Raw genomic sequence first — 26,287 nt, 5'->3', positions numbered from 1 at the left:
GGCGCGCTCGCGCCGGCAGGGCTGGGACGATGGCAGGCAGTGGGAGACGAGACCTGGCGATCCCGCTCGCAGCTCGGATTCTCGATCAGATCCGAGAGGGGCATCTGGGTGCCGGGACACATCTACGCTCACAGGATATCGCGACGCGTTTCGGCGTGTCGCGCTTTCCCGTCGGTCAGGCCTTGCAACTGCTTGCCGACAAGGGCGTCCTGAGCCACGAGCACAATCGCGGCTATTTCGTCGCTCAGGGGACGCCTCCCTCCGGCGAAGCCCTTGGCCTCGCCGAGCCGGACGGCGTGACGAAGGCCTATTTCCGCATCGCCGATGACCATCTGCGCGGCCGGTTGTCCGAACACGTCACCGAGTCCGATCTCAGGGACAGCTACGGACTGACCCGTGCCGAACTCAATGCAGTCCTGACGCGGATCAGCCAGGAGGGCTGGGCCGAGCGCCGCGCCGGCTATGGCTGGAGCTTCACGCCGGTTCTCACCACCCCGGAGAGCCTCGAGCAGACCTACCGTCTGCGGCTGGCGCTGGAGCCTGCCGCCTTGCTCGAACCCGGCTATCATCTTGCGCCCGAGAGCATTGCTGCTTGCAGGGCTGCCGAGCGGAGGCTCCTCGACGGGGCGATCGAGACAGACAGCGCGGACGCGCTCCACGAACGCGGTGTCCGCTTCCACGAGACGATCGTCGCCGGCTCCGGAAATCCGTTCTTTCTGGAGACGATCCGACGGATCAACCGCATCCGCCGGCTGCTGTCCTATCGTTCGATGCTCGACCGCAAACGCTATCGGAGGCAATGCGAAGAGCATCTCGCCATTCTCGATAGCCTGGCCGCCGGCCGCCAGGAGGAGGCGGCCGAGAGGCTGCGGCAGCATCTCGGCCATACGATCGAGAACCTATCCAGCATCCGGCCGCTCCTCGCCCCCTAGCAGGCTCCCAGGCGCAGAGGCGCAGCGTCCCGAAGGGGGCGCAAGCAGACTCAACGCTCGGCGACTACCTGTTCGAGCAGCGCCATGGCGGCAGCGCCATCGGCCGCGTTCGGTGCGGTCGTCGGCTCGCCGCGTGCCGCTCGAACGAAGTCGCCGAGAAGCGCGTGATAGCCCTTGTGGTCCTCGTTGGCGGCGGCCGTCAGATTCGGCTCCCAGACCAAGGTGTCTTCGCCATCGATCAGGCTGGCCTCGGCCCGTGAGACCTTGAAGGGGGGCGCTCTGAAATAGCGCACTTCATGGACATTGCGGACCTCGACGCGGGTATGGTCGCCCATCACCTGCCACCATTCCATCGGCGTTCCGCGCGACTGATGCGTGCCCAAGACCAGGGTGCCGATGCCGCCATTGGCAAAGCGGAAATCGACATGGAGCAGCAGCTTGCCCGGCGCCAGTTCGTGCCGCCTCGCGCTCACGCTCGCGACTTCGCCCATCAGGTGCGGCACGAGGTCGAAATAATGCACGCAATGATGCAGGTAAAAGCCGGAATAATCCGGATCCCCGGCGAAATAGGTCGGCGCGGTCATGTACTCGCCGAGAAAACTCGCCGTTGCGCCGAACTCCGTCGCGCGGATGACGTTGGCGGCAATGCGGTTGGCCGTCGAATAGCGCTTCATGAAGCCGAGCACGACCGGCACCTTGCGGCTCGCAGCGGCTTCGGCCAGTTCGGCCGCTTGTCGCGCCGTCGGCGCCGGCGGCTTCTCGATGAAGAGCGGCAAGCCGCGCGCGATCGCTGCCAATCCAATCTCGTGATGCAGGGCAGGACCGACCGCGAGACCGACCGCGTCGAGATCGCCACGGGACAAGAAGCTGCGCCAGTCGCGCAGGCGACCAGTTTCGGGGACGCCGTAGCGCCGGGCGGTCGTATTCAGCCGCGCCTCATCCGTGTCGCAGAGCGCAGTGATCTCGACATCATGCCGCGTCAGCTGCGGCAGCAGCATCTCGTTGGCATGGACGCCGCAGCCGATCCAGCCGACCCGAAGCGCGCCTGTCCTTGAACCGGTCATGCCGTCCTCCCGGCGAATGCGAGTGCAGCCTTCAGGAAGGCGATGCTGGCGGCCAGCGGTTCGTCCTCGTTCTCCGTGGGCGCACGCCACTGGGCCAGGGGAGTGCCGGCTCGCTCGTCGCGGCGTCGGAACGGTTCGAGCACGATCGGCCCGCGATAGGCGACGTCGCGGAGTGCACGGGCGATCGCCGGCCAGTCGATATGGCCGGAGCCGACGAAGCCGCGATTGTTCTCGTTGGCCTGGAAATGCAGGAGTTTCGATCCTGCCTGCCGGATGGCATCGGTCAGATCGAACTCCTCCATGTTCATGTGGAAGGTATCGAGCATCACGCCGACGGTGGGATTGTTCACGCGCTCGACGATTTCGAGCGCGTGACGGGTCGTGTTGCAGATATCGGTCTCGAAGCGGTTGAGCGGCTCGACGCCGAACTGGATGCCGGCGTCGGCGGCGCGCTTCCCAGCCTGCGAGAGGCCGACGACGATCGCATCGATGCGGCGCTTGCGCTCTTCGTCGTCGACGGGGGAGGGAGCTCGGCCTGCGAAGACGAGAGGGGCGCCATAGAGCGGCCCCCCGACGATGGCTGCGCCGAGGGCTGCGGCCACATCGACGCATGTTTCGAGATAGGTGACGCCCGCGTGGTGGGCGCCGGCATCGGCGCTGGCGAGGTCGCGGTTGAGGTTGACCCGGGCAGCGAGCACGCAGGAGAGGCCGGCATCGGCGATGGCGGCGCGGGTCTCGCCCAGATCGAGTTCACCCGGCTCCGGTACCAGCAACTCGACGACATCGGCTCCGGCCCGTTTCATCCGCTGGAAGCAGCCGAAATGCTCGCGCGTGAACGGCCGCGCATAGAACATCGAGATGACCCCGATCGGATTTGTCGTCATGATTTCACCGCACCGGCTGTGAGCCCGCCCACGAGCCGCCTTTGCACCAGAAGGAAGAGGAAGGTGACCGGCAGCGCGATCAGCGTGCCGCCGGCCGTGAGAAGGCCCCACTGGATGGTGAACTCGCCGATGAAGAGCTGGAGCGCGACCGTGACGGTGCGCACCGCCTGGCCCGAGAGCATCATCGCGAAGAGGTATTCGTTCCAGGAGGTGATGAAGATGTAGATGCCGGCCGTGACGACGCCGGGCATCAACAGGGGCAGGATGATGAGGCGGATGGTCTGCAGGCGGCTGGCGCCGTCGATCATCGCCGCTTCGTCGAGATCCTTGGGGATCGCATTGAAATAGCTCGTCAGCATCCAGATCGCGAAGGGAATCGAGAAGGTCGAATGACCGAGAATGACGCCGAGATAGGTGTCGATCAGCCCGAGCCGGCGCATCATCAGGAAGAGCGGGATGATGAGCAGCACGACCGGGAACATGTTGATGACGAGGAAGCCGGTCAGAAGGCCCCTGCGTCCGGAGAAGCGGAAGCGCGAGAAGGCATAGGCCGCGGGGATGCTGACGCCGAGGCCAAGTACGCTGGCGCCGACTGCAATGATCAGGCTGTTGCCCAGGCTGCCGGCAAAGCTCGTGCGGGCGATCAGATCGCGGTAATGCTCGAGTGTCGCCTCTCGTGGCCAGTAGTGGAGCGGCCAGGCGGAAAGCTCCGCCTGCGGCTTCAGCGAGGTCAGGATCATCCAGACATAGGGGCCGAGCGCGAACAGGACGATGAGGAGGACGGGAAGCTCCACCTCCAGAATCCGCCGGATTCGGGTGCGTCGTTCGATCATGTCTCGATGCCCCGGGCCGCCCGCCTGACATAGAGATAGACCACACCCAGCAGCATCGCCGTGAGGATCAATGCCAGCGCCGCGCCATAGCCGAATTCCATGCTGCTCGACGCGCGCAGGAAGGCGTAGAGCGGCAGGGTATGGGTGGCGTAGCCTGGTCCGCCGCCGGTCATGACCAGGATGACGTCGAGCGAATTCGCCACCCAGATCGTGCGCAGCAGAAGTGCGGTTGCGATGACATCGGCGATCGAGGGCAGGGTGACGTAGAAGAGCTGCTGTCGGGCGGTGGCGCCGTCGATCTCGGCTGCCTCATAGAGTTCGGCCGGCACTGTCTGCAGGCCGGCCAGAATGGTGACGGCGAAGAAGGGGAAGCCCTGCCAGATCAGCGCCAGCATGATGGCGTAGAGTGCGGTATCGGGCCGGGCCAGCCAGGCGATCGGCGCTGCGATCAGGCCGAGCCGCATCGCGATGTCGTTGATGACGCCGAGATTGAAGTCGTACATCCAGGTCCACATCAACCCGATGATGACGCTTGGCAGCGCCCAGGGAATGATGACGAGCGCGCGCGCCAGTCCGCGCCACCAGAAGCTCTGGTTGAGCAGCAGGGCGGCCGCGAGCCCGAGCAGGAATTGCAGTCCGACAACGCCAGTGATCCAGATGAAGGATTGGCCCAGCGAGATCCAGAAAACCTCGTCTCGCGCGATCCTGGAGAAATTGCCCAGTCCGACGAAGCGGGCGTTGTCGGGATCGTAGAGCAGGTAGTCCTGCAGGCTGAGCCAGGCCGTCTGCGCGACGGGAATCAGGACGACGCCCGCCGTGACCAGGATCGCCGGCAGCAGGAACCAGAAGGGCGTCAGGCTGCGGCCGAGAGGCTGCCTGTGCGCGAGGGTGAGCGACGTCACGTTTCAAACCTGTCGAAGCGAGGGCTGGAGGCGGCAGCCGGATGCCCGTCTGCCGCCAATCCCGTCAGCCGTGAAAATGCTGCTCGATCGCACGCATCATCTCGTCAGGCTGGATCTGGCCGAGCAGCGCCCTTTGCATGTTGGCCGGCCAGATCCGGGCGATGAAATCCGGTGTCTTGGGCGAATCCGGCAACGAGGCCGCAAACGGCAGCGAGGCCGCGCTCGCATCGACGAAGCGCTTGGGATGCAGCGTCCAGTCCTTCGCCGCCGACGTCGCGATCGGCAACTGCCCGGTGAACTTGTTCAGCACGACGTTGTTCTCGGCCGTGGAGAGGAAGGCGCACCATTTGAAGGCCGCCTCCCTGGCCTTGCTGGCAGCGAAGACGGCGTTGGACTCGTCGCCGAAATAGGTCCAGCCCTTGCCGTCCGGGCCTCGCGGGACCGGCACAGCCGAAACCTTGTCGCCGAGCACGCCGACGATCTCGTTGGCCGAGCCGACATGATGGATGGTCATGGCGGTCCGGCCAGCCTTGAAGGTATCGACGATCTGCCGGAAGCTGTCGGTCGGTGCCGAGGCCGGCACCACCTTGTCCTTGACGGTGAGATCCACGAACCAGCGGTTGGCTGCGAGCGCCTTGTCGCTGACCATTCCGCCCTTCTCGAAACTGGCGCCGCCGCCGAGCACGAACGGCCCCCAGTGGTCGAAGCCACCAGCGCCGCCACGCAAGCCGAAGCCCGAGACATCGCCCTTCGTGAGAGCCTTGGCCGCCGCACGGAATTCATCGAAGGTTGCCGGCGGTTTCAGCCCCGCCTGCTCGAACAGGTCCTGCCGATAATAGAGATAGAGCACGACATATTGCAGAGGCAGGTAATATTGCTTGCCGTCGGCGCCCCTGTTGATCTTCCAGATGTTGTCCGCAATGTCGCTGCGCCCGGCCCAGCCGGCGATCAGGTCATCGATCGGGGAGAGCGCCTTCATCTGCTGGAAGCGCGCAGCCCAGGACAACCGCACCATCGCGCAGTCGGGTCCGTTGCCGGCGACGAGGGCGGCGAAGAGCCGGGTCTGGTAGTCGTTACCACCGCCCCAGGGGATGCTCTCGGCCTGGACCTTGATGCCGGGATTCGCTGCCTCGAACTTGGCGATGAGTTCAGCCGGCGAATGCTGCGGGTTGTCGAAATGGTACCACCAGCGCACCGTTGTGGTGGCTTGGGCGATGGCGGGGCGGGCGAGGGGGCTGGCGAGAGCGCCGGCGCCCGCTAATTTGATGAAAGTCCTGCGTTCCATGGTTGGCTTCCTCCGGTTTTTTTATCGTTGAGGTGGTTGGCAATGTGGCGGCCGCCAGCGGTGATCATGTCGGCAGCGGCAGCGAGTTCCCTGCTCATGCGCAGGCAGCCATGCACGACGCCGGGAACGTGATCGAAACGGAAGGGCACGCCGGCCTCGCCCAGGCGCTGGGCCAGCCGGATGGTGTCGTCGCGCAGCGGATCGAGCCCCGCGGCGGAGAGATAGAGCGGCGGCAGGCCGGCAAGCGCAGCCCGGCCAGGCGCCGCGAGACTCAGCGTCTCGTCCGGCTCGGCACCGAGGAAATTGTTCCAGTACCAGCGCATGTTCGCGCTGGTGAGCAGGTAGTCGCCGCCACCGAAGGCCGCATGGCTCGCCGTCGAGAAGTCGGGTTCGTAGCAGCCGTAGAACAGCGCGGCAGCCGATAGCGGCGGCAAGCCCTCATCGCGCCGGCGCAGCAGTGCTGCCAGCGCCAGATTGGCGCCGGCGGAATCGCCCGCGATCGCGATCCGCTCCGCCGGTATGGGCGTGCCCAGGCCGCCACGCTCGACGAAGGCGACGCTGGCCAGGAGATCGTCGAGCGGCGCCGGGAACGGGTGTTCCGGAGCGAGCCTGTAATCGACGCCCAGCACGGCGCAGCCCCCTGCCACCGCGAGATTGCGCATCGTTCCGTCATGGGTCTCGATCGAACCGAAGGTCCAGCCGCCGCCATGCGCATAGACGATGACGGACTCTGCCTGCGCGCCTTCAGGTCGGTAAAGCCGCGCACGCATCGCGCCGGCATCCGTGGGAATGACCAGATCGCTCGCCGGGATGGCCGGAGCGCCATCGCTCCACGGCAATGTTGCGGCATCGACCGTTGCACGTGCTTCGGCAATGGGTGCGGAGCGGAAATCGAAGGCGGGGCCGGCGCGGAGCAGTTCCAGAAGCACCTGCATCTGCGGATCGATCCAGGTCGTCATTCGCGGGCTCTTCATTAGGCGGTTCCGTCACGCAGGACGATCGTGTCGATATGCTCCGCCATGGCCGATGACAGGCCTTCCCCATCGCGGGCCTCGAGCAAGGCGAGCAGCAAGCGGTGGCGTGTCGCGGTCTCGGTCAGCGGGCGGCGATGCCCCGGTGCCCAGAGCTTCGAGCGGTGCGAATGCAGGGTGCAGCGGGTCAGGATCTGCTCGAGCGCGTCCAGTCCCGACAGGCGGAAGATCGTCAGGTGGAAAGCCATGTCGAGGATGATCAGGGCATATTCGTCGCCGGCTGCGGCGACGGCATCCATGTCGGCCTGTATGGCGTATAGCCGCTCCAGGCTGTCGCGCTCGACATGATGCACCGCCCGCAAGGCGCCACGGATCTCGACCCGGCGGCGCAGAGCCAGAATTTCCTCCGCCTCCTCCGGATCAAGCCTGGTCACCATCGTGCCGCGATGCCCGGAGCGGGTCACGAGCCCGTCCTCCTGCAGGCGCAGGAGCGCCTCGCGGATCGTGCCCTGGCTGCAACCATGCTCGCGCGCCATGCCGAGCTCGGTGAGAGCGCTCTCGGGACGCAACTCATTCAGCATGATCTGCCGCTTCAGTGACTCGTAGACGACGTCACGGGGCCTTCGAATCTGGTTCGGAATAAGCACATTCATCAATATCGATAATGATATCGATATTCGACATGTCAAGTCAGTTTGCGAGGGCTTGCTCGGACCTCGATCCCACGGCGCACTGTTGCAGCGGCGGTCAGGGGATGTATCGGCCTCGACGAAAACGACTCAGACCAGCGCTGKACAGCCGCAGGTAGTCCAATCGTCGGTGGCGGTGGACAAAGCGGCGCGTCCAGGCGCTCATTCTCGACGCTTGCCAATAATGAATTCCGCCTGCTTCGGCGCCAGCATTGCTAGCGGATACTCAAACTCAGAGGGCTGACTTGGGAGAACCAAGCGCGAGATGCCCAGAGACAGAAAGGGCGAGCAGCAGGGAGGATATGTGTTGCGAATGCTTGAGAATTCCATCGTGTAGCCGATCCAAGATCTCCCGCACGGGCATAAGATGAACGCTCATCCCCTCTTCGCTGGCGTCCAGTTTCCGGCTCCCCGTCAACTCTGCCCCCATAGCAAGATAGACGTGGACCCTGTTCGGTTGGGTGGCTGGGTTGGCGAAGAGCGAAGAAACGAGGCGCAACTCCGTCGCGCGATAGCCGGTCTCCTCCTCGAGTTCACGTGCAGCTGATCGCCCCGGGTCGAGATCACCTTCGTCCATCGTCCCTCCTGGCAGCTCCAGGAAAGTATCCGCCGCGCCGTGCCTGTACTGGCGGACCAAAACAATCTCGTCGCAGGGCGTGATCGCGACCGTTTGAACCCAATCGGGATAAGTAAGTACGTAGTAGGGCGAGACCCTGTGCCCTGTCGGCGTCAGGCACTCATCCGCCCTGACGTCAATCCAGCGATCTTTCAGCAATGTCCTGGAAGAGAGGGTACGCCATTTCATGTCCATAGTTTTAGCTATACCCAGCACGCCATGGCGCGCCAAGGCGGCGGTGTCGCCCGCAGTGACCCTCAATGCGATCGTCACATTAGAATCGAGGCGGCGAGAGCTAGCCGCTCAATCGCGGCCTCAACACCGCGCCGAAATCTTGTCCGGAACCACCCGCGTGCCTGGCAGCGGGATCTGAACCTGATACGGGCGTGATCTCGCCATTGCCTGAGTGAATGGACCTGCAGAGCCCACGGCAGCGGCAAATCGACACCACCATATGCTTGGCCCCCGCCGAGGCGGAACGAAATGCGGTCAATCCGCTTTATCTATCTGATATAGTGGAGTTTTTGGTGAGCGGGGAGGGGATCGAACCCTCGACCACATGATTAAAAGTCACGTGCTCTACCACTGAGCTACCCGCCCTCACAGGGCGCTGACATACGGACGCCCCGCCCGCCGGTCAACATCGTTCGCACACTCCCGTCATTGTTCGATGGCTTTGAGATGTGGCAGAAGCGCTCCGGAGGATCCGCATGACCGATTTGCCCACCCTGTCCGAGATCAAGGCCGCCAAGGCTCTTGTGGACACTGTCTTCCCGGGAACGCCGCAATATGCCTGGCCGCTGCTGCAGCAGCGTCACGGCTTCGAAATCGTGGTGAAGCACGAAAATCACACGCCGATCGGGGCTTTCAAGCTGCGCGGCGGCATCGTCTATCTCGACCGACTGAAGCGCGAGCGCCCGCATGTGAAGGGCGTCGTCTCGGCGACACGCGGCAATCACGGCCAGAGCATCGCGATGGCGGCAAGCGGAGTCGGGCTGCCTTCGGTGATCGTCGTGCCGCTCGGCAATGCTGTGGAAAAGAACGCCGCCATGAAGGCGCTCGGAGCCGAGCTGATCGAAACCGGCCGGGATTTCGACGAGGCCCGGGCCGCGGCTCAGCAAATCGCCCGCGAGCGCAGCTATGAGATGGTGCCGTCCTTCCATCGCGATCTCGTCTGCGGTGTCGCAACCTATGCGCTCGAGCTTTTCACTGCGCGGCCGAATCTGACGCGCGTCTATGTCGGGATCGGACTTGGCTCCGGCATCTGCGGCCTGATTGCCGCGCGCGATGCGCTCGGCCTCAAGACCGAGATCATCGGCGTCGTCTCGGAGATCGCCGATTCCTACGCCCGCTCGGTCGAGGCGAAACAGGTGGTCGCGGTCGAGGATGCTCCGAGCTTTGCTGACGGCATTGCGGTCCGGGTGCCCGATGCCGGTGCGCTCACGATCATCCTGAAGGGCGCGGCGCGGATCGTGCGCGTCAGCGAAGATGCGATCGCCGAGGCGATCCGGAGCTATTATCTCGACACCCATAATCTCGCGGAAGGGGCCGGGGCTGCGCCGCTGGCGGCAGCAGCAGCCGAGTTCGAACTCAACCAGGGCGCCTCGGTTGGCGTCGTCCTTGGGGGCGGCAATATCGACATGCCGGTCTTCCGCAAGGTTCTTGCCGGGGAAACCCCTCGCATTGGCTAGTTCGAAAGCTGCCGACGCAGCGGGTTGGAAGTGCTGGTCGCTGGCATTTCTCAGCGCGGCGCTCGCCCTGGTCCTGCTTGTCTTCGGCTTCATCGCGGTGATGGATCCGTTCGGTTCGCGCCTTGCCACCGGACAGGCGGCGCGCCCGCTGATGGATCTCAACCAGCGCTACATGTACCCGCAGCTCGTCCGCTCGGGCGCGTTCGATTCTGCCATCTTCGGGACATCGACGATGCGGCTGCTCGACCCTGCGGTCCTGTCGCAAGGCCTCGATGTCCGCATGGCCAATCTCGCCATGAACGCTGCCACCCCTTGGGAGCAGGTCCAGATGGCGGAGTTGTTCGCGCGCAAAACGGCTACGCCCAAGGCTGTAATCTGGGGCATCGACACGACATGGTGCGATCCCGATGCGACCGAACCAGGTAAACGCCTGACGCCGCGCCCATTTCCGCCCTGGCTCTATGACGACGCCCGCTGGAATGACTGGCCGAAGCTGATCAACCTGACCACGCTGGAAATCGCGGGCCGCCTTCTGGCGCATAGGCTCGGATATCTGCCTGAGCGGATCCGCCGCGACGGCTACGAAGTGTTCACGCCACCAGAACAGACGTATGATCTGGCGCGGGCTCGCTCTCACTTGTTCCACGACTTTGGCGGCGTTGCTCCAGACCTGGCTCCGATCGTGCCGGCGACGAAGGTGGACGCGACGGAACGGGAAAGCTGGCGCTTTCCCGCGCTGGGCTGGCTCGACACGGCCCTGGCAGCACTTCCGGGGCAGACGAAAAAGCTGATCGTTCTTCCGCCGGCTCATCTCACGGCACTGCCGCGTGAGGGCTCGGCAGGCTGGCAGCGCTACGCCGCCTGCAAGGAGGCGCTCCGAACCCTCGCCGCGCGGCGCGGCGCCGTCATCGCCGATTTCGCTCATCGCTCGATGGTCACGCAGCAGGATAGCAATTACTGGGATCCGCTGCATTTCCGGCTGCCGATCGCGCGGCGTGTCGAGGCTGACCTGACTGCGATCGCGCGCGACGCCCAGGTGAGTTCGGACGGCTTCGTGCAGGTCTCCCGGCCCTGATCGTTAACCCGGCATAAACCACGCAAGGCTAGCCTGCCGGCATGGTCGTCCGCCGTGGTCTCAGATCCTTTTTCATCACGCTCGCGCTCTATCTCGTATCGAGTGGAGCGGTCGGCTACTTCATGTTCCATGCCCAGCATGGCTCGCGCGGGCTCGAGGCCCGCGGCGGCCTGCAGGAATCGCTGCGGGTCATGGAGGATGAGCTCAAGGAGCTCACCACCGAGCGCAAGAGCTGGGAGCAACGCCTCGCCCTGATGCGCGACGAAGCCGTCGATCGCGATCTGCTGGAAGAGCGTGCGCGCGCGTCGCTCGGCCGGATCCATCGGAACGATGTCATCATCATGGGGCGCTGAGGAGCGGGAAAAGCCGCAGAATAGTTCCGGTTACATCGATTAACTGAATTCCAGTTAATACATGAAATCTTAGAAATATCAGCGACATAACTCATGCTGCATTGCGAGATACCTCCCTCGCCAAGGGGTATGTGATCCTCTACAACCAAGGTCGAATGATCTTGGAGGATCGCCGATGGCCGTTGCCGCGCGCAAGACGAAAGCTCCCGCTCAAGCCAAAACCGCGACCAAGGGCGCGGCAAAGGCCAGTTCAGCCAAGACAACTGCGGAGAAGGGGGCGGCCAAAGCGTTGAGCAACATGCCCGCCTTCACAAGGGAAGAAGACCTTCACGCCTATTACGAGATGCTGCTGATCCGCCGCTTCGAGGAGAAGGCCGGGCAGATGTACGGCATGGGCCTGATCGGTGGCTTCTGCCACCTCTATATCGGCCAGGAAGCCGTCGTCATCGGCATGCAGATGGCCTCGAAGGACGGCGATCAGGTCATCACCGGCTATCGCGATCACGGTCACATGCTTGCGACCGGAATGGAATCACGCGGCGTGATGGCCGAGCTGACCGGGCGCCGCGGAGGCTACTCCAAGGGCAAGGGCGGCTCGATGCACATGTTCTCCCGCGAGAAGAACTTCTACGGCGGGCACGGCATCGTCGGCGCGCAGGTATCGCTCGGTGCAGGCCTCGGTTTCGCCAACTGGTACCGGGAGGACGGCCGGGTCTCGATGACCTATTTCGGCGACGGCGCGGCCAATCAGGGCCAGGTCTATGAAAGCTTCAACATGGCCCAGCTCTGGAAGCTGCCGGTCGTGTTCGTGATCGAGAACAACCGCTACGCCATGGGCACTTCGGTCAACCGCGCTTCGGCGCAGACCGATTTCTCCAAGCGCGGCCTGTCCTTCTCCATTCCCGGCGAGCAGGTCGACGGCATGGATGTCCGCGCCGTGCGCGCTGCCGGCGAGCGTGCCATCGCGCATGCCCGCTCGGGCAAGGGTCCCTACATTCTCGAGATGCAGACCTATCGCTATCGCGGTCACTCGATGTCTGATCCGGCAAAGTACCGCTCCAAGGACGAAGTCCAGCGGATGCGCGAGGAGCATGATCCGATCGAGCAGGTGAGGGGGCGCCTCACCCGCGATTTCAAGATCGCCGAAGACGAGCTCAAGGCGATCGACGCCAAGATCCGCGAGATCGTCAACGACGCGGCCGAATTCGCAACGCATGATCCGGAGCCCGATGTCTCGGAGCTCTTCACCGATATTACGCTGGAGCACGCCCGGGCCTGAGGCCCGGACCGCGCCTAAGTCTCTGCCGGCCTTGCCGGCATCTCCTGATCCCGCGTCCTTTCAAATTCCGGGTGTGTTCATGCCGATTGATATCCTTATGCCCGCGCTTTCGCCCACCATGGAGGAGGGCAAGCTCGCCAAATGGCTCAAGGCCGAGGGGGATGCCATCAAGGCAGGCGACATCCTGGCCGAGATCGAAACCGACAAGGCGACCATGGAAGTCGAAGCGGTCGACGAAGGCATCCTTGCCAAGATCCTGGTTGCCGACGGCACCGAGAACGTCGCGGTCAATACGCCGATCGGCGTGATCGCAGCCGATGGTGAGGATGTGAAGGCGGCAGCCTCAGGCGGCGCCAAGCCGGCGGCGGTTGCCGAGAAGCCGGCCGAGCCCGAGGCCAAGGCGGAGAAGGCCTCGGCCGAAGCGCCTGCGGCCGCCGCCACGCCGAGCGTACCTGCTCAGGCGAAGTCCTATGACGCGTCGAGCGAGTTCCCCGCGGGTGCGGAGGTCGTCACCATGACGGTCCGCGAGGCGCTGCGCGATGCCATGGCTGAGGAGATGCGTCGGGATGGCGATGTCTTCGTCATGGGCGAAGAGGTCGCCGAGTATCAGGGCGCCTACAAGGTCACGCAGGGCCTGCTCCAGGAATTCGGCCCCAAGCGCGTCATCGACACCCCGATCACCGAGCACGGCTTCGCCGGTATCGGCGTTGGTGCGGCGCTGACCGGCCTGAGGCCGATCGTCGAGTTCATGACCTTCAATTTCGCCATGCAGGCGATCGACCAGATCATCAACTCGGCGGCCAAGACGCTCTACATGTCCGGCGGCCAGATGGGCTGCCCGATCGTCTTCCGCGGACCCAACGGTGCTGCCGCCCGCGTCGCCGCCCAGCACAGCCATGACTACGCCGCCTGGTACTCGAATGTGCCCGGCCTCAAGGTGGTGATGCCTTACAGCGCCTCGGACGCGAAGGGCTTGCTGAAGAGCGCGATCCGCGATCCGAACCCGATCATCTTCCTTGAGAACGAGATTCTCTACGGGCGTACCTTCGAGGTTCCGAAGGGCGACGACTTCCTGATCCCGATCGGCAAGGCCAAGGTCGTGCGTCCGGGCACGGATGTCACCATCGTCTCCTTCGGCATCGGCATGACCTATGCGCTCGGCGCCGCCGAAGCCCTGGCCAAGGAAGGCATCGAGGCCGAAGTCATCGACCTGCGCACCATCCGGCCGATGGATATCGAGACGGTCATTGCCTCCGTGCAGAAGACCAACCGCTGCGTCGCAGTCGAGGAAGGCTTCCCGCAGTCCGGCGTCACCGCCGAAATCGGCATGCGCATCATGGAAGCGGCCTTCGATTATCTCGACGCGCCGGTCGCCCGCGTCACCGGCAAGGACGTGCCGATGCCGTATGCGCATAATCTCGAGAAGCTCGCCCTGCCGAATGTCGGCGAGGTCATCGCGGCGGCGAAGGCCGTCTGCTACAGGGCCTGATGCCGTGGCGCTGACCGTCCCTGCCATGATCGCAGCGGTCGGCCTCGCAGCTGCCGGGGCCTCTGGAGCGGTCGCGTATTTCAAACCTCGGGAGCGGCTTCGGCCGCGCCCGCTGGCTCCGCCGCATCTAGCGGGCGCCCGCCTGCGCCTGCACCGCCTCGATCTCTGCGCCTACCTGCTGGCGGCGGGCGGCGTGCTGACGCTGATCCCGGAGGCAGTCCAGACCTTCGCTCCCGAGCTGATGTTCGGGAGGACGCTGGCCGGCACCGCCCTGGAACATCTCGACTATATCGCCTTCGTTTTCGTGTCCCTCAGCTTCGGCATGGGCCTGACACGCCGCCTGCTGCTCATCCAATTGGAAAAAGCGAGCCTCCAGCCATGCCCGTAAACATCCTGATGCCCGCTCTCTCGCCGACCATGGAGAAGGGCAATCTCGCCAAGTGGCTCAAGAAGGAAGGAGACGCCATCAAGTCCGGCGACATCCTTGCCGAGATCGAGACCGACAAGGCGACGATGGAGGTCGAAGCCGTCGACGAGGGCATCCTGGCCAAGATCGTGGTGCCGGAAGGCACGGCCGATGTCGCGGTCAACGAAATCATCGGCGTGATCGCCGGCGAGGGCGAGGACGCCAAGAGCGTATCGGCCCCCAGCACCGCGCCCGCCAAGAGCGAGACTGCGCCGAAGGTCGAGGCCAAGGCAGCAGCGGCAGCTCCCGCAGCTGCCCCGGTTGTGGCTGGGCAGCCCGCTGCGCATGCTGCCGACGGCAGCCGCCCCTTCGCCTCTCCGCTGGCGCGTCGCCTCGCCAGGGATGCCGGGCTCGATCTTGCAAAGGTCCAGGGCTCGGGCCCGCACGGACGGATCGTCGAGCGCGATATCGAGACGGCGAAGGCCGGCGGCGCCGCCAAGGCCGCGCCGGCAGCCGCTCCTGCGGCAGCCACGCCCAAGCCGGCGGCTGCCCCGCTCGCGGCCGGCCCCTCCGACGAGGCGGTCAAGAAGCTGTTCGAGCCAGGCTCCTATGAGGAGATTCCGCATGACGGCATGCGCAAGACCATCGCGCGCCGCCTGACCGAAGCGAAGCAGACGATCCCGCATTTCTACGTGACGGTCGATTGTGAGCTCGACGCGCTGCTGAAGCTGCGCGCAGAACTCAATGCTGCGGCACCCGAGAAGGACGGCAAGCCGGCTTACAAGCTTTCGGTCAACGACATGGTGATCAAGGCTCTCGCCCTGGCGCTGCGCGCCGTGCCGGATGCCAATGTCAGCTGGACCGACGGTGCCATGCTCAAGCACAAGCATGCCGATGTCGGCGTCGCGGTATCGATCCCGGGCGGCCTGATTACGCCGATCATCCGCGACGCCTGCCACAAGCCGCTGAGCCAGATCTCGAACGAGATGAAGGACATGGCGGCGCGTGCCAAGACCCGCAAGCTCAAGCCCGAGGAATACCAGGGCGGCACGTCGGCGGTCTCCAATCTCGGCATGTTCGGCGTCAAGGATTTCGCCGCGGTGATCAACCCGCCGCATGCGACGATCCTTGCGGTCGGCGCCGGTGAGCAGCGCGCCGTGGTCAAGAACGGTGCGCTGGCGATTGCGACCATCATGTCGGTGACGCTCTCGACCGACCACCGCGCGGTCGATGGCGCGCTCGGGGCGGAACTGCTGCAGGCCTTCAAAGGCTATGTGGAGAAGCCGATGGCGATGCTGGTGTGATGGGCGTTTAGACGTCGCAAGAGTCGGATTGGCCTGCACGACGATCGGTTGAGGGGACAAATGGGCGCAAGCCACAGAGACAGGCGGTTGGGAAGGTATTCGCTGATCGCCTCAGTTCTTCCCCTGTTGCTTACTGCCTGTCAGACCCCTCATTCGGCAGCGACCTCGCCAGCGAAAGAGGTCAACGCGAGCCATCCGCCTGTGGTTGAGTTCGGACCAGCGGTCGCGCGCGAATATCGCAGGCCGAGGGCACTGTTCGCGGCGCGGCCCGTGCTGACCCAAGCGGACTACACCTCGCGCAACACGCAACCCAAGGCAGCCTCGGGAACGGCAGCGTTCCCCCGAGCCTATGCCGCCCCGGAGGTGATCGCGTCGTTCTTCGCCGACAGAACGATCGTTAGCCATAGCCCTCAGCACGGCACTCAGGTCGAGTATATCGCACCAAACGGCACGACCTTTCTTTGGTATCCCGGAAACGATGTGATCCTGCGCGGGACCTTCAACGTGCTTTGGGAAAACGCCTCGGCTGAGATCGACGATCCTCAGGAAGGGCGTTACCGCGGCCAGATCAACCTCAACTATGTCTGCTTCCGCTATGCTGCGAATTCCTACAATCCCGTGACGGGGCATCGCGGTAGCGGGTTTGAATGCGGCAGCTACGCGAAACAGCGTGAAGCATTGAGGGAGACCCGCAAGGGCGACGTCTTTGGCCTCGCCGCGCGCACCAAGGCCCCATTCCCGCTTGGGCGGGAGCCACAATCCATCGCTGCCTTGCAGAAGCTGGGGGCAGCGAAACAGCAATGATAGCCGATCGAGCTTGGCGTCTGCACCGCGCGGCGCGACGGGTTTCGATTTAGAACAAGGGTTAGGGACATGTCCGACTACGACGTCATCATCATCGGCTCCGGCCCCGGCGGTTACATCGCAGCGATCCGCTCGGCGCAGCTTGGCTTCAAGACGGCGATCGTCGAGCGCGAACACCTTGCCGGCATCTGCTCGAACTGGGGCTGCATCCCGACCAAGGCCTTGCTGCGCTCGGCCGAGATTCTGCATTACGGCCAGCATGCCAAGGACTATGGGCTGACGCTCGAGGGCTCCTTCAAGGCCGATCTTGCCGCCATCGTTCAACGCTCGCGCGGCATCGCCGCCCGCATGAACAATGGCGTCCAGTTCCTGATGAAGAAGAACAAGGTCGACGTCATCTGGGGCGAGGCCAAGCTGACCAAGCCCGGCACGATCGTGGTCGGCAAGACGGCGAAGCCTGCGATGCAGCCGCAGGTTCCACCGCCGAAGAATGCCAAGGGCGAGGGCAGCTACACGGCCGACCACATCATTGTCGCGACGGGCGCACGCCCGCGTGCTCTTCCCGGTCTCGAGCCGGATGGCAAGCTGATCTGGACCTATTTCGAGGCGATGGTCCCGCAGAAGATGCCGAAATCGCTGCTGGTGATGGGCTCGGGCGCGATCGGTATCGAGTTCGCCTCATTCTACCGCACCATGGGCGTCGAGGTGACGGTGGTCGAGGTGCTGCCGCAGGTCGTGCCGGTCGAGGATGCCGAGATCGGCGCCTTCGCCCGCAAGGCCTTCGAGAAGCAGGGCATGAAGATCATCACCAGCGCCAAGGTGACCAAGGTCGAGAAATCGGCGGATTCGATCACGGCCCATATCGAGGACGACAAGGGCGCCAAGCAGACGATTCAAGCCGATCGCATGATCTCCGCCGTCGGCGTCGTTGCCAATGTCGAGAATCTCGGTCTGGAAGCGCTCGGGGTGAAGACCGATCGCGGCTTCATCGCCATCGACGAGTTCTGCCGGACCAATGTGAAGGGCATCTACGCGATCGGCGACGTCGCGGGGCCGCCGATGCTGGCGCATAAGGCCGAGCACGAGGCAGTGATCTGCGTCGAGGCGATCAAGGGCCTTCATCCGCACCCGATGGACAAGAACATGATCCCGGGCTGCACCTATTGCCACCCGCAGATCGCCAGCGTCGGCCTGACCGAGGCCAAGGCCAAGGCGGCAGGGCACGAGCTCAAGGTCGGCCGGTTCAACTTCGTTGCCAACGGCAAGGCGGTCGCGCTCGGCGAGGATAGCGGCCTGGTCAAGACGATCTTCGATGCCAAGACCGGCAAGCTGCTCGGCGCGCATATGGTCGGGGCGGAAGTGACCGAGCTGATCCAGGGCTTCGTCGTCGCCATGAACCTCGAGACGACCGAGGAAGAGCTGATGCACACCATCTTCCCGCACCCGACGCTGTCGGAGACGATGAAGGAAAGCGTGCTCGACGCCTATGGGAAGGTGCTGAACGCGTAGAGATGCTGAACCGGGCGCCCTCCGCGCCAAGTTCCGTGATGGCAGACTGACACACGAGAGCTGGAGACCACCATGGATCTGCGTTCGATTATCGTCGCCATCATCATCGGTCTCGTCGCCGGCTGGCTCGCCAGTATCGTCGTCGGTGGTGGTGGGCTTGTCCGCTACATCATCACCGGCCTGATCGGCGCCTTCGTCGGCAGCTTTCTGCTCTCGGCGATTGGCGTGAATCTCGGCATCGGCAACCCGCTGGTCTCGCAGATCATCACGGCGACGATCGGCGCCATCGTCGTGGTGCTGCTGGCGCGTCTGATCGCCTGACATTTCCCGGTCTGGAAACTCGCGCTGTGCGAGGGCATATCCCAGCGATGACGACACGCCCGCGCACGCGCAAATCCCGTGGTCACGACCGCGTCATCCCCGATGACAAGGTCGAGGTCCTGCCTCCTGGTCGCGGCCTGCCATTGGATTGGCGGGCGCTCGCGCCGACGATCCTGCTCGGGACCGTGACGGGCTTCGTCGCCAGCCTCGTGGTGGGCGGTGGCGGGCTGATCCGTCACGCCGTTGTCGGAGTGCTCGGCATGCTGGTCGGGCAGGGGCTGGTGCGGATCACCGGCTGGCGGGTGCGGACCGGACACGCCTTTTTCGACGAGGCGGCAATGGCGGTGCTCGGCGCGATCCTCGTGGTGCTGCTGGCCAGGTTCATCGCATGACGACCGGTGCAGGCCGTCCCCGGCCTGTCCGACGGATTCATCCTGCAGGCTGACGAAAGGGACGACGGATCATGGATAGCCCCATCTACGCCGCACTCGGCACGCCCGGCTACGGCTTCTTCGCGACACTGCTGATCGGCCTGCTCGCCGGCTGGATCGCGGAGCGCATCACGTCGTCCGATCACGGCCTCTTCACCAACATGCTGGTGGGCGTGGCAGGCTCCTTCGTCGGCAGCCGCCTGGCCGAGCTGCTCGACATCCCGATCCACGGCTTCCCTCGCACCCTGGTCGCGGCCATCGCGGGCGCCTGCGTGGTGATCGTGATCTGGAACGCGTTGCGGAAACCTGCAGCCTGACGCGACCTCCGGTCAGGTTGCCGCCGGGCCTGATGCAGATTAGCTAGAGCAAATTGGCGCCTCTTGCAGGCGCCGGGTGACTGGAAACGACATGGCTCTCGTTCTCGATCTTCTGAACCGCGACCCGCGGCCCAATGTCGGCAATCCCAAGGCGGATGCCAAACCTGCGGCCGAGTTGCGCCATCCCGAGAAGCAGAAGCGCCCGGAGAATCCCGTCCTTCGCAAGCCGGACTGGATCAGGGTGAAGGCGCCCGGCTCACCGAAATGGGCAGAAACGCAGAAGATCGTGAAGGAGAACAAGCTCGTCACGGTCTGCGAAGAAGCGGGCTGCCCGAATATCGGCGAGTGCTGGGAAAAGAAGCACGCCACCTTCATGATCATGGGTGACACCTGCACGCGGGCCTGCGCCTTCTGCAACGTCAAGACAGGCGTGCCCCAGCCGCTCGACCAGGAGGAGCCGCGCAAGGTCGCCGAAGCCGTGGCCAAGCTCGGCCTCGAGCATGTCGTCATCACCTCGGTCGACCGCGATGATCTCGATGACGGTGGTGCGGAGCATTTCGCCCGCGTGATCCGCGCGATCCGCGAGGCTTCGCCCGGCACGACGATCGAAATCCTGACGCCGGATTTCCTGCGCAAGCCCGGCGCGCTCGAAGTGGTGGTCGCGGCCAAGCCGGACGTGTTCAACCACAATCTCGAAACGGTGCCCGGCAAGTACCTGAAGGTGCGCCCCGGCGCGCGCTACTTCCATTCGCTGCGCCTGCTGCAGCGTGTGAAGGAACTCGACCCCACCATCTTCACCAAGTCCGGCATCATGGTCGGTCTCGGCGAGGAGCGGAACGAGATCCTTCAGCTGATGGACGACCTGCGCTCGGCCGACGTCGATTTCATGACCATCGGCCAATACCTCGCGCCCTCGCGCAAACATCACGCGGTGATCCGCTTCGTCACGCCCGACGAATTCAAGGGTTTCGAGGCGATCGCCTATGTGAAGGGCTTCCTGATGGTGTCCTCGACGCCGCTGACGCGGTCCTCGCATCACGCGGGTGAGGATTTCGCGCGGTTGAGGGACGCCCGCGCAGCCAAGCTCGGCGGTTGAGCGCGTAGCATCTCATGCCGATGTTCAACAGCACCCGCCGGGTGAAGCACTCGCCGGAGCGGATGTTCGCGCTCGTGGCGGATGTCGAGAAATACCCCCAGTTCCTGCCGCTTTGCGAAGGCTTGGTGGTACGACGCCGGACGCCGCGCGAAGGCGGCGGCGAGGTGCTGATGGCCGACATGACGGTCGGCTACAAGGCGATCCGCGAGACCTTCACCAGTCGTGTCACGCTTGATCCTGCCAACCTGAAGATCCTTGTCGAGTATGTCGACGGCCCGTTCCGACATCTCGAGAACCGCTGGAGCTTCAAGGCGATGGACGGAGGCTGCGAGATCGCCTTCTTCATCTCCTATGAGTTCGCCAGCCGCATGCTCGGCCTGCTGATGGGTACGATGTTCGACAAGGCCTTTCGCAAGTTCGCCGAGGCTTTCGAGAGGCGGGCCGACCTGGTCTATGGCCGTGCCCGGACCACGGTCACCGATGGCTCAGCGCCGCCTGCTTGAGCATCTCGAGCGCCTCGATGACCGAGAGGCGGCGGATTTCGTCTCTCCCCTGATCGCCGAAGCGCTTTTCCCGATGCGTGGTCAACGCGGTTGACGCGCAGCCGAAATGGACGAGCCCGACGGGTTTGGCGGCGCTGCCTCCGCCCGGCCCGGCAACGCCGGTGACCGCGACGGAGAGATCGGCCTTGAGCACCGCGCGGCCGCCCTCCGCCATGGCGCGGGCAACCGGCTCGCTGACCGCACCGTAGCTGTCGATCAGCGTCGCACTCACGCCTGCCAATGCAGTCTTGGCGGCGTTCGAATAGGTCACCAGCCCGCCATTGACGACGTCCGACGAGCCCGGGATTGCGGTCAGTGCGCCCGAGACGAGCCCACCTGTGCAGGACTCGACCGTCGCGACGCTCAGTCCACGATCACGGCAGATCGTCAGAACGTCGATGGCCAGTGCGGTGATCTCGGAATCGAACATGGTGGTTGCCCCTACTCGTCGTTGGGCAGGCGCAGCGTGGCTGTTGCCAAGGCCGCCAGCCCTTCGCCGCGACCGGTAAAGCCCATGCGTTCCGATGTCGTCGCCTTGAGCCCAACCTGGTCAAGCCGCACACCCGTGACTTCGGCGATCCGCGCCCGAATCTGCTCGCGATAGGGGCCGACCTTCGGTGCCTCGCAAACGATGCTGAGATCGAGATGGTCGATCACGCCGCCGCGCCCGCTGACGCGCTCGGCGGCAAATGCGAGAAAGCGGTCGGATGAGGCCCCGCGCCATTGCGGATCGCTCGGCGGGAAATGCGTGCCGATATCGCCATCCGCCAGCGCCCCGAGAATGGCATCGGTCAAGGCGTGCAACGCAACGTCGCCGTCGGAATGGGCTCGCACACCGCGCGAGTGCGGAATGCGGACACCACCGAGCCAGACATGATCGCCATCGGTGAAGGCGTGGACATCATAGCCGGTACCGACCCGGGTGGTCAGCTGCCTGCGGAGCCTCTCTTCCGCCAGCACAAAATCCTCGGGATGCGTCAGCTTCACGTTCATGGCCTCTCCAGGGAAGGTCGTGACCGCATGGCCCGCCCATTCGATCAGGGCGGCATCGTCGGTGAGACCGGTGACAGCTGCGGCGGCTGCCGCCTCATGGGCTGCCAGCAACGAGCGGAAGGCAAAGGCCTGGGGCGTCTGCACGCTGACGAGCTGGTCGCGCGGCGGTGTCTCGATGATCTGTCCCTTGCCGTCCACACGCTTGATCGTGTCGGTGACCGGCAGGGCAGGGATAGAAGCCGAACCGCTCTGCGCGGCTTCGATTGCGCGCTCGATCAAGTTTCGGGACGCGAACGGTCTGGCTGCATCATGGACCAGCACGGTTCCCTCGAATCCTGATGCTGCCAATGCCCGCAGGCCAAGTCGCACCGAGTCCTGCCGGGTCGCGCCCCCCGTGACCGGGCCGAGCAGCTTGCCGGACGAGAAGCCTGCGACAGCATCGGCATAGCAGGCCTCATCACCGGTCCCGATGACGACCACGACATGGGATATTGCCCGCTCAGCCAGCAATGGAAGCAGGGTTCGCCGCAGGACTGGCAGGCCGGCGAGAAGGCGATATTGCTTTGGCAAGTCTCCGCCGGCACGCAGGCCGCGCCCCGCCGCAACGACGAGGGCCGCCACCGACGGAAGACTTGTCACTGTTTCGGACGACACGGCAAGGCTCCAGCTAGAGCCCGGTTGATAGTCGCCGGTTATGCAATCGCCAAGTGCGGCGCGAAGCGCTGCGACCATCCGTTCCGGGCTGCGTCGATATTGCATTGCAGCATTGGTTCGAAATCCCTTGCGCTGATGCAGCAATGTCCAATAAATAGCCACAATGGATATTGCCTCAAAATCGGGCGACGAACTCTCCGGCATTGCCGGGGTTGCGATCGCCTCCCGAGCCTTTCTGGCGCCGATGTCGGGCGTCACCGACGTCGTGATGCGTCGCATCGCTGCGCGATTCGGTGCGGGGCTCGTCGTCTCAGAAATGGTCGCATCCGACGAATTCGTGCGCGGCAGCGAAGAGGCCCGGTTGCGCGCCGAGGGGGCAGCGGTCTTCCCGCATGTCGTCCAGCTTGCCGGCTGCGATCCGCACTGGCTCGGAGAGGCTGCCCGGCTGGCCGAAGCAACCGGGGCGCAGATCGTCGACATCAATATGGGCTGCCCCGCCAAGCGCGTGACGGGCGGCTGGGCCGGTTCGGCGCTGATGCGCGATCTCGACCATGCGCTTTCGCTTGTCGAGGCGGCGGTCAGTTCCGTGAACATTCCGGTGACGGTGAAAATGCGGCTCGGCTGGGATGACGCGTCCCGCAACGCGCCCGAGCTGGCGCACCGCGCCATATCCGCCGGCGCCGCGATGATCACGGTCCATGGCCGCACGCGGCAGCAATTCTACAAGGGTGTCGCCGACTGGCGCGCGATTCAGGCCGTGCGCGAAACCGGTGATTTCCCGCTCGTTGCCAATGGCGACATTCATGGCGTCGCCGATGCCGAGGCATGCCTTGAGCGCTCGGGCGCGAATTTCGTCATGGTCGGACGCGCGGCTCTGGGGCGGCCCTGGCTTGTCGGCGCGGTGGGCGACGCACTTGCCGGACGCCAGGTGACGGAGTTGAGCGCAGCACAGAAGCATGCGGTCGCGCAGGAACACTACGAGGGCCTGCTGGCCCTGCTCGGCCGCGAGCAGGGCGTGCGTCATGCCCGTAAGCATCTGGCCGCCTATGCCGATGAGGCGGTCGCAACCGGCTGCGCCCCCGACCCCGAACAACGTCGCGCGCTCTTGACCACGGATGATCCTCATCAGGCCCTGCGCGCGCTGGCTGCCTTGTTTTCCACTGAATGCAGCCGCGAGGCAGCCTGAGCGAGGACGATTGCGTATGGCGATGGCGTTTGCCGACGAGGTTGGCGATGAGCGGGATCTGACCTTGCTCGATATGGTGGAAATGCAGGCGCTGAATGTCCTGCCCATGCCGGTGCTCGTCATCGGCGAAGGGCACGGCATTCTTTACGCCAACACGGCGGCTGAAGACTTCTTCCAGTCGAGCGTGGTCGTGCTCAAGCGCCAGCGTCTCGACGATGTGATCGCCTTTGGCTCCCCCGTGCTGTCCCTGGTGGAGGATGTGCAGCGGCGCGGCGCCAGCGTCACCGAGTACCGGCTGGATCTGGGCTCGCCCCGGATCGGCATCGAGCGCATCGTCGATGTTTTTGCCTCGCCCTTGCCCAATCAGAGCGAAGCCGTCGTGCTGATGCTGCAAGAACGAACAATTGCCGAAAAAATGGACAGACAGCTGACGCATCGAGGAGCAGCCCGCTCCATCACCGCGCTCGGCGCGATGCTCGCACACGAGATCAAGAACCCGCTCTCCGGCATTCGTGGTGCGGCGCAGCTTCTTGAAGCCTCGGTGCCTGACAGCGATCGGATGCTGACCCAGCTGATCTGCGACGAGGCCGACCGGATCGTGAAGCTTGTCGAGCGTGTCGAGCTGTTTGGCGATGAACGCCCGAGTGAGCGCGGGCCGGTCAATGTCCATGACGTGCTGGACCATGTGAAACGGCTGGCCCAATCGGGCTTTGCCAGGCACATCCGCTTCAACGAGGTTTACGACCCTTCACTGCCGCCGGTCGCCGGCAACCGAGATCAGCTGGTCCAGGTTCTGCTGAACCTGATGAAGAATGCGGCGGAAGCCATTGGTGAACATGCGATTGATGGCGAGATCACACTGACCACGGCCTATCGCCCCGGCATCCGCATGCAGCATGCCGGCTCGGCAAGCCGGATCGCACTACCGCTGGAGATCGGCATCCGCGACAACGGCCCCGGCGTGCCTCACGACCTGCTGCCGCATCTGTTCGATCCCTTCGTCACCACCAAGGCTCAGGGCAGTGGCCTTGGACTTGCACTCGTAGCGAAGGTGATCGGCGACCACGGCGGAATCGTCGAATGCGAGTCTGTGCCGCGGCGCACGACATTCCGGATTCTTCTGCCCCTGCATGAAGCGCGTCCCACACGGAGCGCTTGAGGTTCACAGGATAATTGAATGCCCACCGGTAACATTCTTATCGCCGACGACGACGCCGCGATCCGCACGGTGCTCAACCAGGCCCTCGCGCGGGCCGGGTACGAGGTCCGGACGACAGGACAGGCGGCGACACTCTGGACCTGGGCAGCGCAAGGGCTGGGCGATCTCATCATCACCGACGTGGTGATGCCCGACGGGAACGCCTTCGATCTGCTGCCGCGCATCAAGCGGGTGAGACCCGACCTGCCGATCATCGTGATGAGCGCGCAGAACACCTTCATGACCGCGATCAAGGCGTCCGAGCGCGGCGCTTATGAATATCTGCCGAAGCCCTTCGATCTGAAGGAACTCGTCGCGATCGTCGGGAGAGCCCTCTCGCGGCCGCGCGGCGATGGCGGACGTGCCAATGCCGCGGCCGAACCCGATGACATTCCGCTGATCGGCCGTTCGCCCGCCATGCAGGACGTCTACCGGGCGCTCGCGAGGCTGATGCCGATCGATCTCACCGTGATGATCAACGGCGAGTCCGGCACAGGCAAGGAGTTGGTTGCCCGCGCGCTCCACGATTACGGCAAGCGCCGCAACGGTCCCTTCGTCGCCATCAACATGGCCGCCATTCCGAAGGACCTGATCGAATCCGAACTGTTCGGCCATGAGAAGGGCGCCTTCACCGGCGCACTCACCCGCTCTTCCGGCCGCTTCGAGCAAGCCGAGGGCGGCACGCTCTTCCTCGACGAAATCGGTGACATGCCGATGGAGGCCCAGACGCGGCTCCTGCGAGTGCTGCAGCAGGGCGAATACACGACGGTCGGTGGACGCACGCCGATCAGGACGAATGTCCGGATCGTGGCGGCGACCAACAAGGATTTGCGTATCTCGATCGCGCAGGGACTGTTCCGCGAGGATCTGTTCTTCCGGCTCAACGTCGTGCCGATCAGGCTGCCGCCGCTGCGCGAGCGGGTCGAAGACATTCCGGATCTCGTTCGGCACTTCTTCTCGCTGGTCGAGAAGGAAGGGTTGCCGCGCAAGCAGATCGATTCGGAAGCGATGGACGTGATGCGGCGCTATCGCTGGCCGGGCAATGTCCGCGAACTGGAAAATCTCGTCCGGCGCCTCGCTGCCCTCTATCCACAGGAGACGATCACCGCACCGATCGTCGAGGCCGAACTGCAGCCGGCCTCCGCAACCTCGAGCTTCGCCCATAGCTCGGGGCCGGAGCGGGCGGAGACCTTGTCCGGTTCGGTCGAGCGTCATCTCGGTCAGTATTTCGGCGGGTTCGGCGACAATATCCCGCCACCCGGCCTCTATCACCGTATCTTGCGCGAGGTCGAACCGCCATTGATCGCCGCTGCGCTTGCCGCAACCCGCGGCAACCAGATCCGCGCAGCCGAGCTGCTCGGGCTCAATCGCAACACCCTGCGCAAGAAGATTCGGGAACTCGACATGCAGGTGGTCCGCTCGCCACGCTGAGCCTTTGTAAGGCGGGGCAGCGGTTTCCTGCC

General features: G+C 64.6%; 28 protein-coding genes and 1 tRNA gene. 18 read left to right on the top strand and 11 right to left on the bottom strand.

Annotated elements, in window-relative coordinates; translation table 11 throughout:
* Positions 1–29: 29 nt before the first annotated feature.
* On the top strand, positions 30–932 hold the full coding sequence (locus tag AC1DGP_RS18890; RefSeq protein ID WP_476770146.1) for a GntR family transcriptional regulator: 903 nt from the start codon (positions 30–32) through the stop codon (positions 930–932).
* A 50-nt stretch (positions 933–982) separates the two neighbouring features.
* Here AC1DGP_RS18890 and AC1DGP_RS18885 read toward each other — a convergent pair whose 3' ends face one another.
* From AC1DGP_RS18885 to AC1DGP_RS18845, 9 genes are all read right to left on the bottom strand, one after another.
* Positions 983–1,996 carry a Gfo/Idh/MocA family protein gene (locus AC1DGP_RS18885; RefSeq protein WP_441508748.1) on the bottom strand — a complete coding sequence of 338 codons (1,014 nt, stop codon included), beginning with the start codon at positions 1,994–1,996 and terminating at the stop codon, positions 983–985.
* Positions 1,993–2,880: a sugar phosphate isomerase/epimerase family protein gene (locus tag AC1DGP_RS18880; RefSeq protein WP_441508747.1), complete on the bottom strand. Its 888-nt coding sequence runs from the start codon at positions 2,878–2,880 to the stop codon at positions 1,993–1,995. The genes AC1DGP_RS18885 and AC1DGP_RS18880 overlap by 4 nt, the downstream gene beginning before the upstream one ends.
* Entirely contained in the window at positions 2,877–3,713 is an 837-nt protein-coding gene (locus AC1DGP_RS18875) for a carbohydrate ABC transporter permease (protein ID WP_441508746.1), read from the bottom strand. The genes AC1DGP_RS18880 and AC1DGP_RS18875 overlap by 4 nt, the downstream gene beginning before the upstream one ends.
* A complete protein-coding gene (locus tag AC1DGP_RS18870; protein ID WP_441508745.1) occupies positions 3,710–4,615 on the bottom strand; it encodes a carbohydrate ABC transporter permease in 906 nt (301 codons plus the stop codon). The genes AC1DGP_RS18875 and AC1DGP_RS18870 overlap by 4 nt, the downstream gene beginning before the upstream one ends.
* 64 nt (positions 4,616–4,679) lie before the next feature.
* A complete protein-coding gene (locus AC1DGP_RS18865) occupies positions 4,680–5,900 on the bottom strand; it encodes an ABC transporter substrate-binding protein (protein ID WP_441508744.1) in 1,221 nt (406 codons plus the stop codon).
* Complete coding sequence (locus AC1DGP_RS18860; protein ID WP_441508743.1) at positions 5,873–6,859, bottom strand: alpha/beta hydrolase; 987 nt, start codon at positions 6,857–6,859, stop codon at positions 5,873–5,875. Before AC1DGP_RS18860 ends, AC1DGP_RS18865 begins: the two co-directional genes overlap by 28 nt.
* Positions 6,860–6,873: 14 nt before the next feature.
* A complete protein-coding gene (locus AC1DGP_RS18855) occupies positions 6,874–7,524 on the bottom strand; it encodes a GntR family transcriptional regulator (RefSeq protein WP_441508742.1) in 651 nt (216 codons plus the stop codon).
* A 268-nt stretch (positions 7,525–7,792) separates the two neighbouring features.
* Positions 7,793–8,449: an NUDIX hydrolase gene (locus tag AC1DGP_RS18850; protein WP_441508741.1), complete on the bottom strand. Its 657-nt coding sequence runs from the start codon at positions 8,447–8,449 to the stop codon at positions 7,793–7,795.
* A 252-nt stretch (positions 8,450–8,701) separates the two neighbouring features.
* Positions 8,702–8,776 (bottom strand) — tRNA-Lys (locus tag AC1DGP_RS18845).
* 110 nt (positions 8,777–8,886) lie between these two features.
* On the opposite strand from AC1DGP_RS18845, the gene AC1DGP_RS18840 reads away from it, so the two are divergent.
* From AC1DGP_RS18840 to AC1DGP_RS18775, 14 genes are all read left to right on the top strand, one after another.
* Entirely contained in the window at positions 8,887–9,867 is a 981-nt protein-coding gene (locus tag AC1DGP_RS18840) for a threonine dehydratase (RefSeq protein WP_441491643.1), read from the top strand.
* Positions 9,860–10,942 carry a hypothetical protein gene (locus tag AC1DGP_RS18835; RefSeq protein WP_441491642.1) on the top strand — a complete coding sequence of 361 codons (1,083 nt, stop codon included), beginning with the start codon at positions 9,860–9,862 and terminating at the stop codon, positions 10,940–10,942. Before AC1DGP_RS18840 ends, AC1DGP_RS18835 begins: the two co-directional genes overlap by 8 nt.
* A 41-nt stretch (positions 10,943–10,983) precedes the next feature.
* Positions 10,984–11,295, top strand: a complete 312-nt coding sequence (locus AC1DGP_RS18830) for an FtsB family cell division protein (protein WP_113512615.1) — start codon at positions 10,984–10,986, stop codon at positions 11,293–11,295.
* 298 nt (positions 11,296–11,593) lie between these two features.
* Entirely contained in the window at positions 11,594–12,574 is a 981-nt protein-coding gene (gene pdhA / locus AC1DGP_RS18825) for a pyruvate dehydrogenase (acetyl-transferring) E1 component subunit alpha (protein WP_244523678.1), read from the top strand.
* 79 nt (positions 12,575–12,653) lie between these two features.
* On the top strand, positions 12,654–14,063 hold the full coding sequence (locus tag AC1DGP_RS18820; protein WP_441491641.1) for a pyruvate dehydrogenase complex E1 component subunit beta: 1,410 nt from the start codon (positions 12,654–12,656) through the stop codon (positions 14,061–14,063).
* Positions 14,064–14,067: 4 nt separating this feature from the next.
* Positions 14,068–14,451: a hypothetical protein gene (locus tag AC1DGP_RS18815; RefSeq protein WP_113512609.1), complete on the top strand. Its 384-nt coding sequence runs from the start codon at positions 14,068–14,070 to the stop codon at positions 14,449–14,451.
* Positions 14,442–15,773 (top strand): pyruvate dehydrogenase complex dihydrolipoamide acetyltransferase, encoded by a 1,332-nt coding sequence (locus AC1DGP_RS18810; protein ID WP_441491640.1) that lies wholly within the window; start codon positions 14,442–14,444, stop codon positions 15,771–15,773. Before AC1DGP_RS18815 ends, AC1DGP_RS18810 begins: the two co-directional genes overlap by 10 nt.
* Positions 15,774–15,833: 60 nt before the next feature.
* Positions 15,834–16,577: a YqhG/Tai3 family protein gene (locus AC1DGP_RS18805; RefSeq protein WP_476832414.1), complete on the top strand. Its 744-nt coding sequence runs from the start codon at positions 15,834–15,836 to the stop codon at positions 16,575–16,577.
* Positions 16,578–16,646: 69 nt separating this feature from the next.
* Positions 16,647–18,086, top strand: a complete 1,440-nt coding sequence (lpdA, locus tag AC1DGP_RS18800; RefSeq protein WP_476825574.1) for a dihydrolipoyl dehydrogenase — start codon at positions 16,647–16,649, stop codon at positions 18,084–18,086.
* A 72-nt stretch (positions 18,087–18,158) separates the two neighbouring features.
* Positions 18,159–18,407 carry a GlsB/YeaQ/YmgE family stress response membrane protein gene (locus tag AC1DGP_RS18795; protein ID WP_441491637.1) on the top strand — a complete coding sequence of 83 codons (249 nt, stop codon included), beginning with the start codon at positions 18,159–18,161 and terminating at the stop codon, positions 18,405–18,407.
* 47 nt (positions 18,408–18,454) lie between these two features.
* A complete protein-coding gene (locus AC1DGP_RS18790) occupies positions 18,455–18,799 on the top strand; it encodes a GlsB/YeaQ/YmgE family stress response membrane protein (protein WP_476832413.1) in 345 nt (114 codons plus the stop codon).
* 71 nt (positions 18,800–18,870) lie between these two features.
* Positions 18,871–19,155 carry a GlsB/YeaQ/YmgE family stress response membrane protein gene (locus tag AC1DGP_RS18785; RefSeq protein ID WP_069880860.1) on the top strand — a complete coding sequence of 95 codons (285 nt, stop codon included), beginning with the start codon at positions 18,871–18,873 and terminating at the stop codon, positions 19,153–19,155.
* Positions 19,156–19,246: 91 nt separating this feature from the next.
* Entirely contained in the window at positions 19,247–20,251 is a 1,005-nt protein-coding gene (gene lipA / locus AC1DGP_RS18780; protein WP_441491635.1) for a lipoyl synthase, read from the top strand.
* Positions 20,252–20,265: 14 nt separating this feature from the next.
* Positions 20,266–20,754, top strand: a complete 489-nt coding sequence (locus AC1DGP_RS18775) for a type II toxin-antitoxin system RatA family toxin (protein ID WP_441491634.1) — start codon at positions 20,266–20,268, stop codon at positions 20,752–20,754.
* Here AC1DGP_RS18775 and AC1DGP_RS18770 read toward each other — a convergent pair.
* Both AC1DGP_RS18770 and AC1DGP_RS18765 read right to left on the bottom strand, forming a co-directional pair.
* Positions 20,726–21,223 carry a CinA family protein gene (locus tag AC1DGP_RS18770; protein WP_441491633.1) on the bottom strand — a complete coding sequence of 166 codons (498 nt, stop codon included), beginning with the start codon at positions 21,221–21,223 and terminating at the stop codon, positions 20,726–20,728. The two genes, AC1DGP_RS18775 and AC1DGP_RS18770, sit on opposite strands and share 29 nt — an antisense overlap.
* A gap of 11 nt (positions 21,224–21,234) precedes the next feature.
* A complete protein-coding gene (locus AC1DGP_RS18765) occupies positions 21,235–22,440 on the bottom strand; it encodes a bifunctional 2-C-methyl-D-erythritol 4-phosphate cytidylyltransferase/2-C-methyl-D-erythritol 2,4-cyclodiphosphate synthase (protein WP_476823481.1) in 1,206 nt (401 codons plus the stop codon).
* A gap of 163 nt (positions 22,441–22,603) precedes the next feature.
* Here AC1DGP_RS18765 and dusB point away from each other — a divergent pair, with 163 nt between their 5' ends.
* The 3 genes from dusB to ntrC all read left to right on the top strand — a co-directional run bounded on the left by dusB (position 22,604) and on the right by ntrC (position 26,255).
* Positions 22,604–23,626: a tRNA dihydrouridine synthase DusB gene (dusB, locus tag AC1DGP_RS18760; protein ID WP_476832412.1), complete on the top strand. Its 1,023-nt coding sequence runs from the start codon at positions 22,604–22,606 to the stop codon at positions 23,624–23,626.
* 73 nt (positions 23,627–23,699) lie between these two features.
* Positions 23,700–24,785 (top strand): two-component system sensor histidine kinase NtrB, encoded by a 1,086-nt coding sequence (locus AC1DGP_RS18755; protein WP_069882745.1) that lies wholly within the window; start codon positions 23,700–23,702, stop codon positions 24,783–24,785.
* Positions 24,786–24,803: 18 nt separating this feature from the next.
* The gene (ntrC, locus tag AC1DGP_RS18750; protein WP_441491630.1) at positions 24,804–26,255 is read left to right on the top strand and encodes a nitrogen regulation protein NR(I); all 1,452 of its coding nucleotides are present in this window, start codon (positions 24,804–24,806) and stop codon (positions 26,253–26,255) included.
* Positions 26,256–26,287: the final 32 nt, after the last annotated feature.

It is taken from the genome of Allobosea sp. 05T433, from assembly GCF_056396065.1.
The sequence above is the reverse complement of the archived record's forward strand: the minus strand, read 5'-3'. Positions and strand labels throughout refer to the sequence as shown.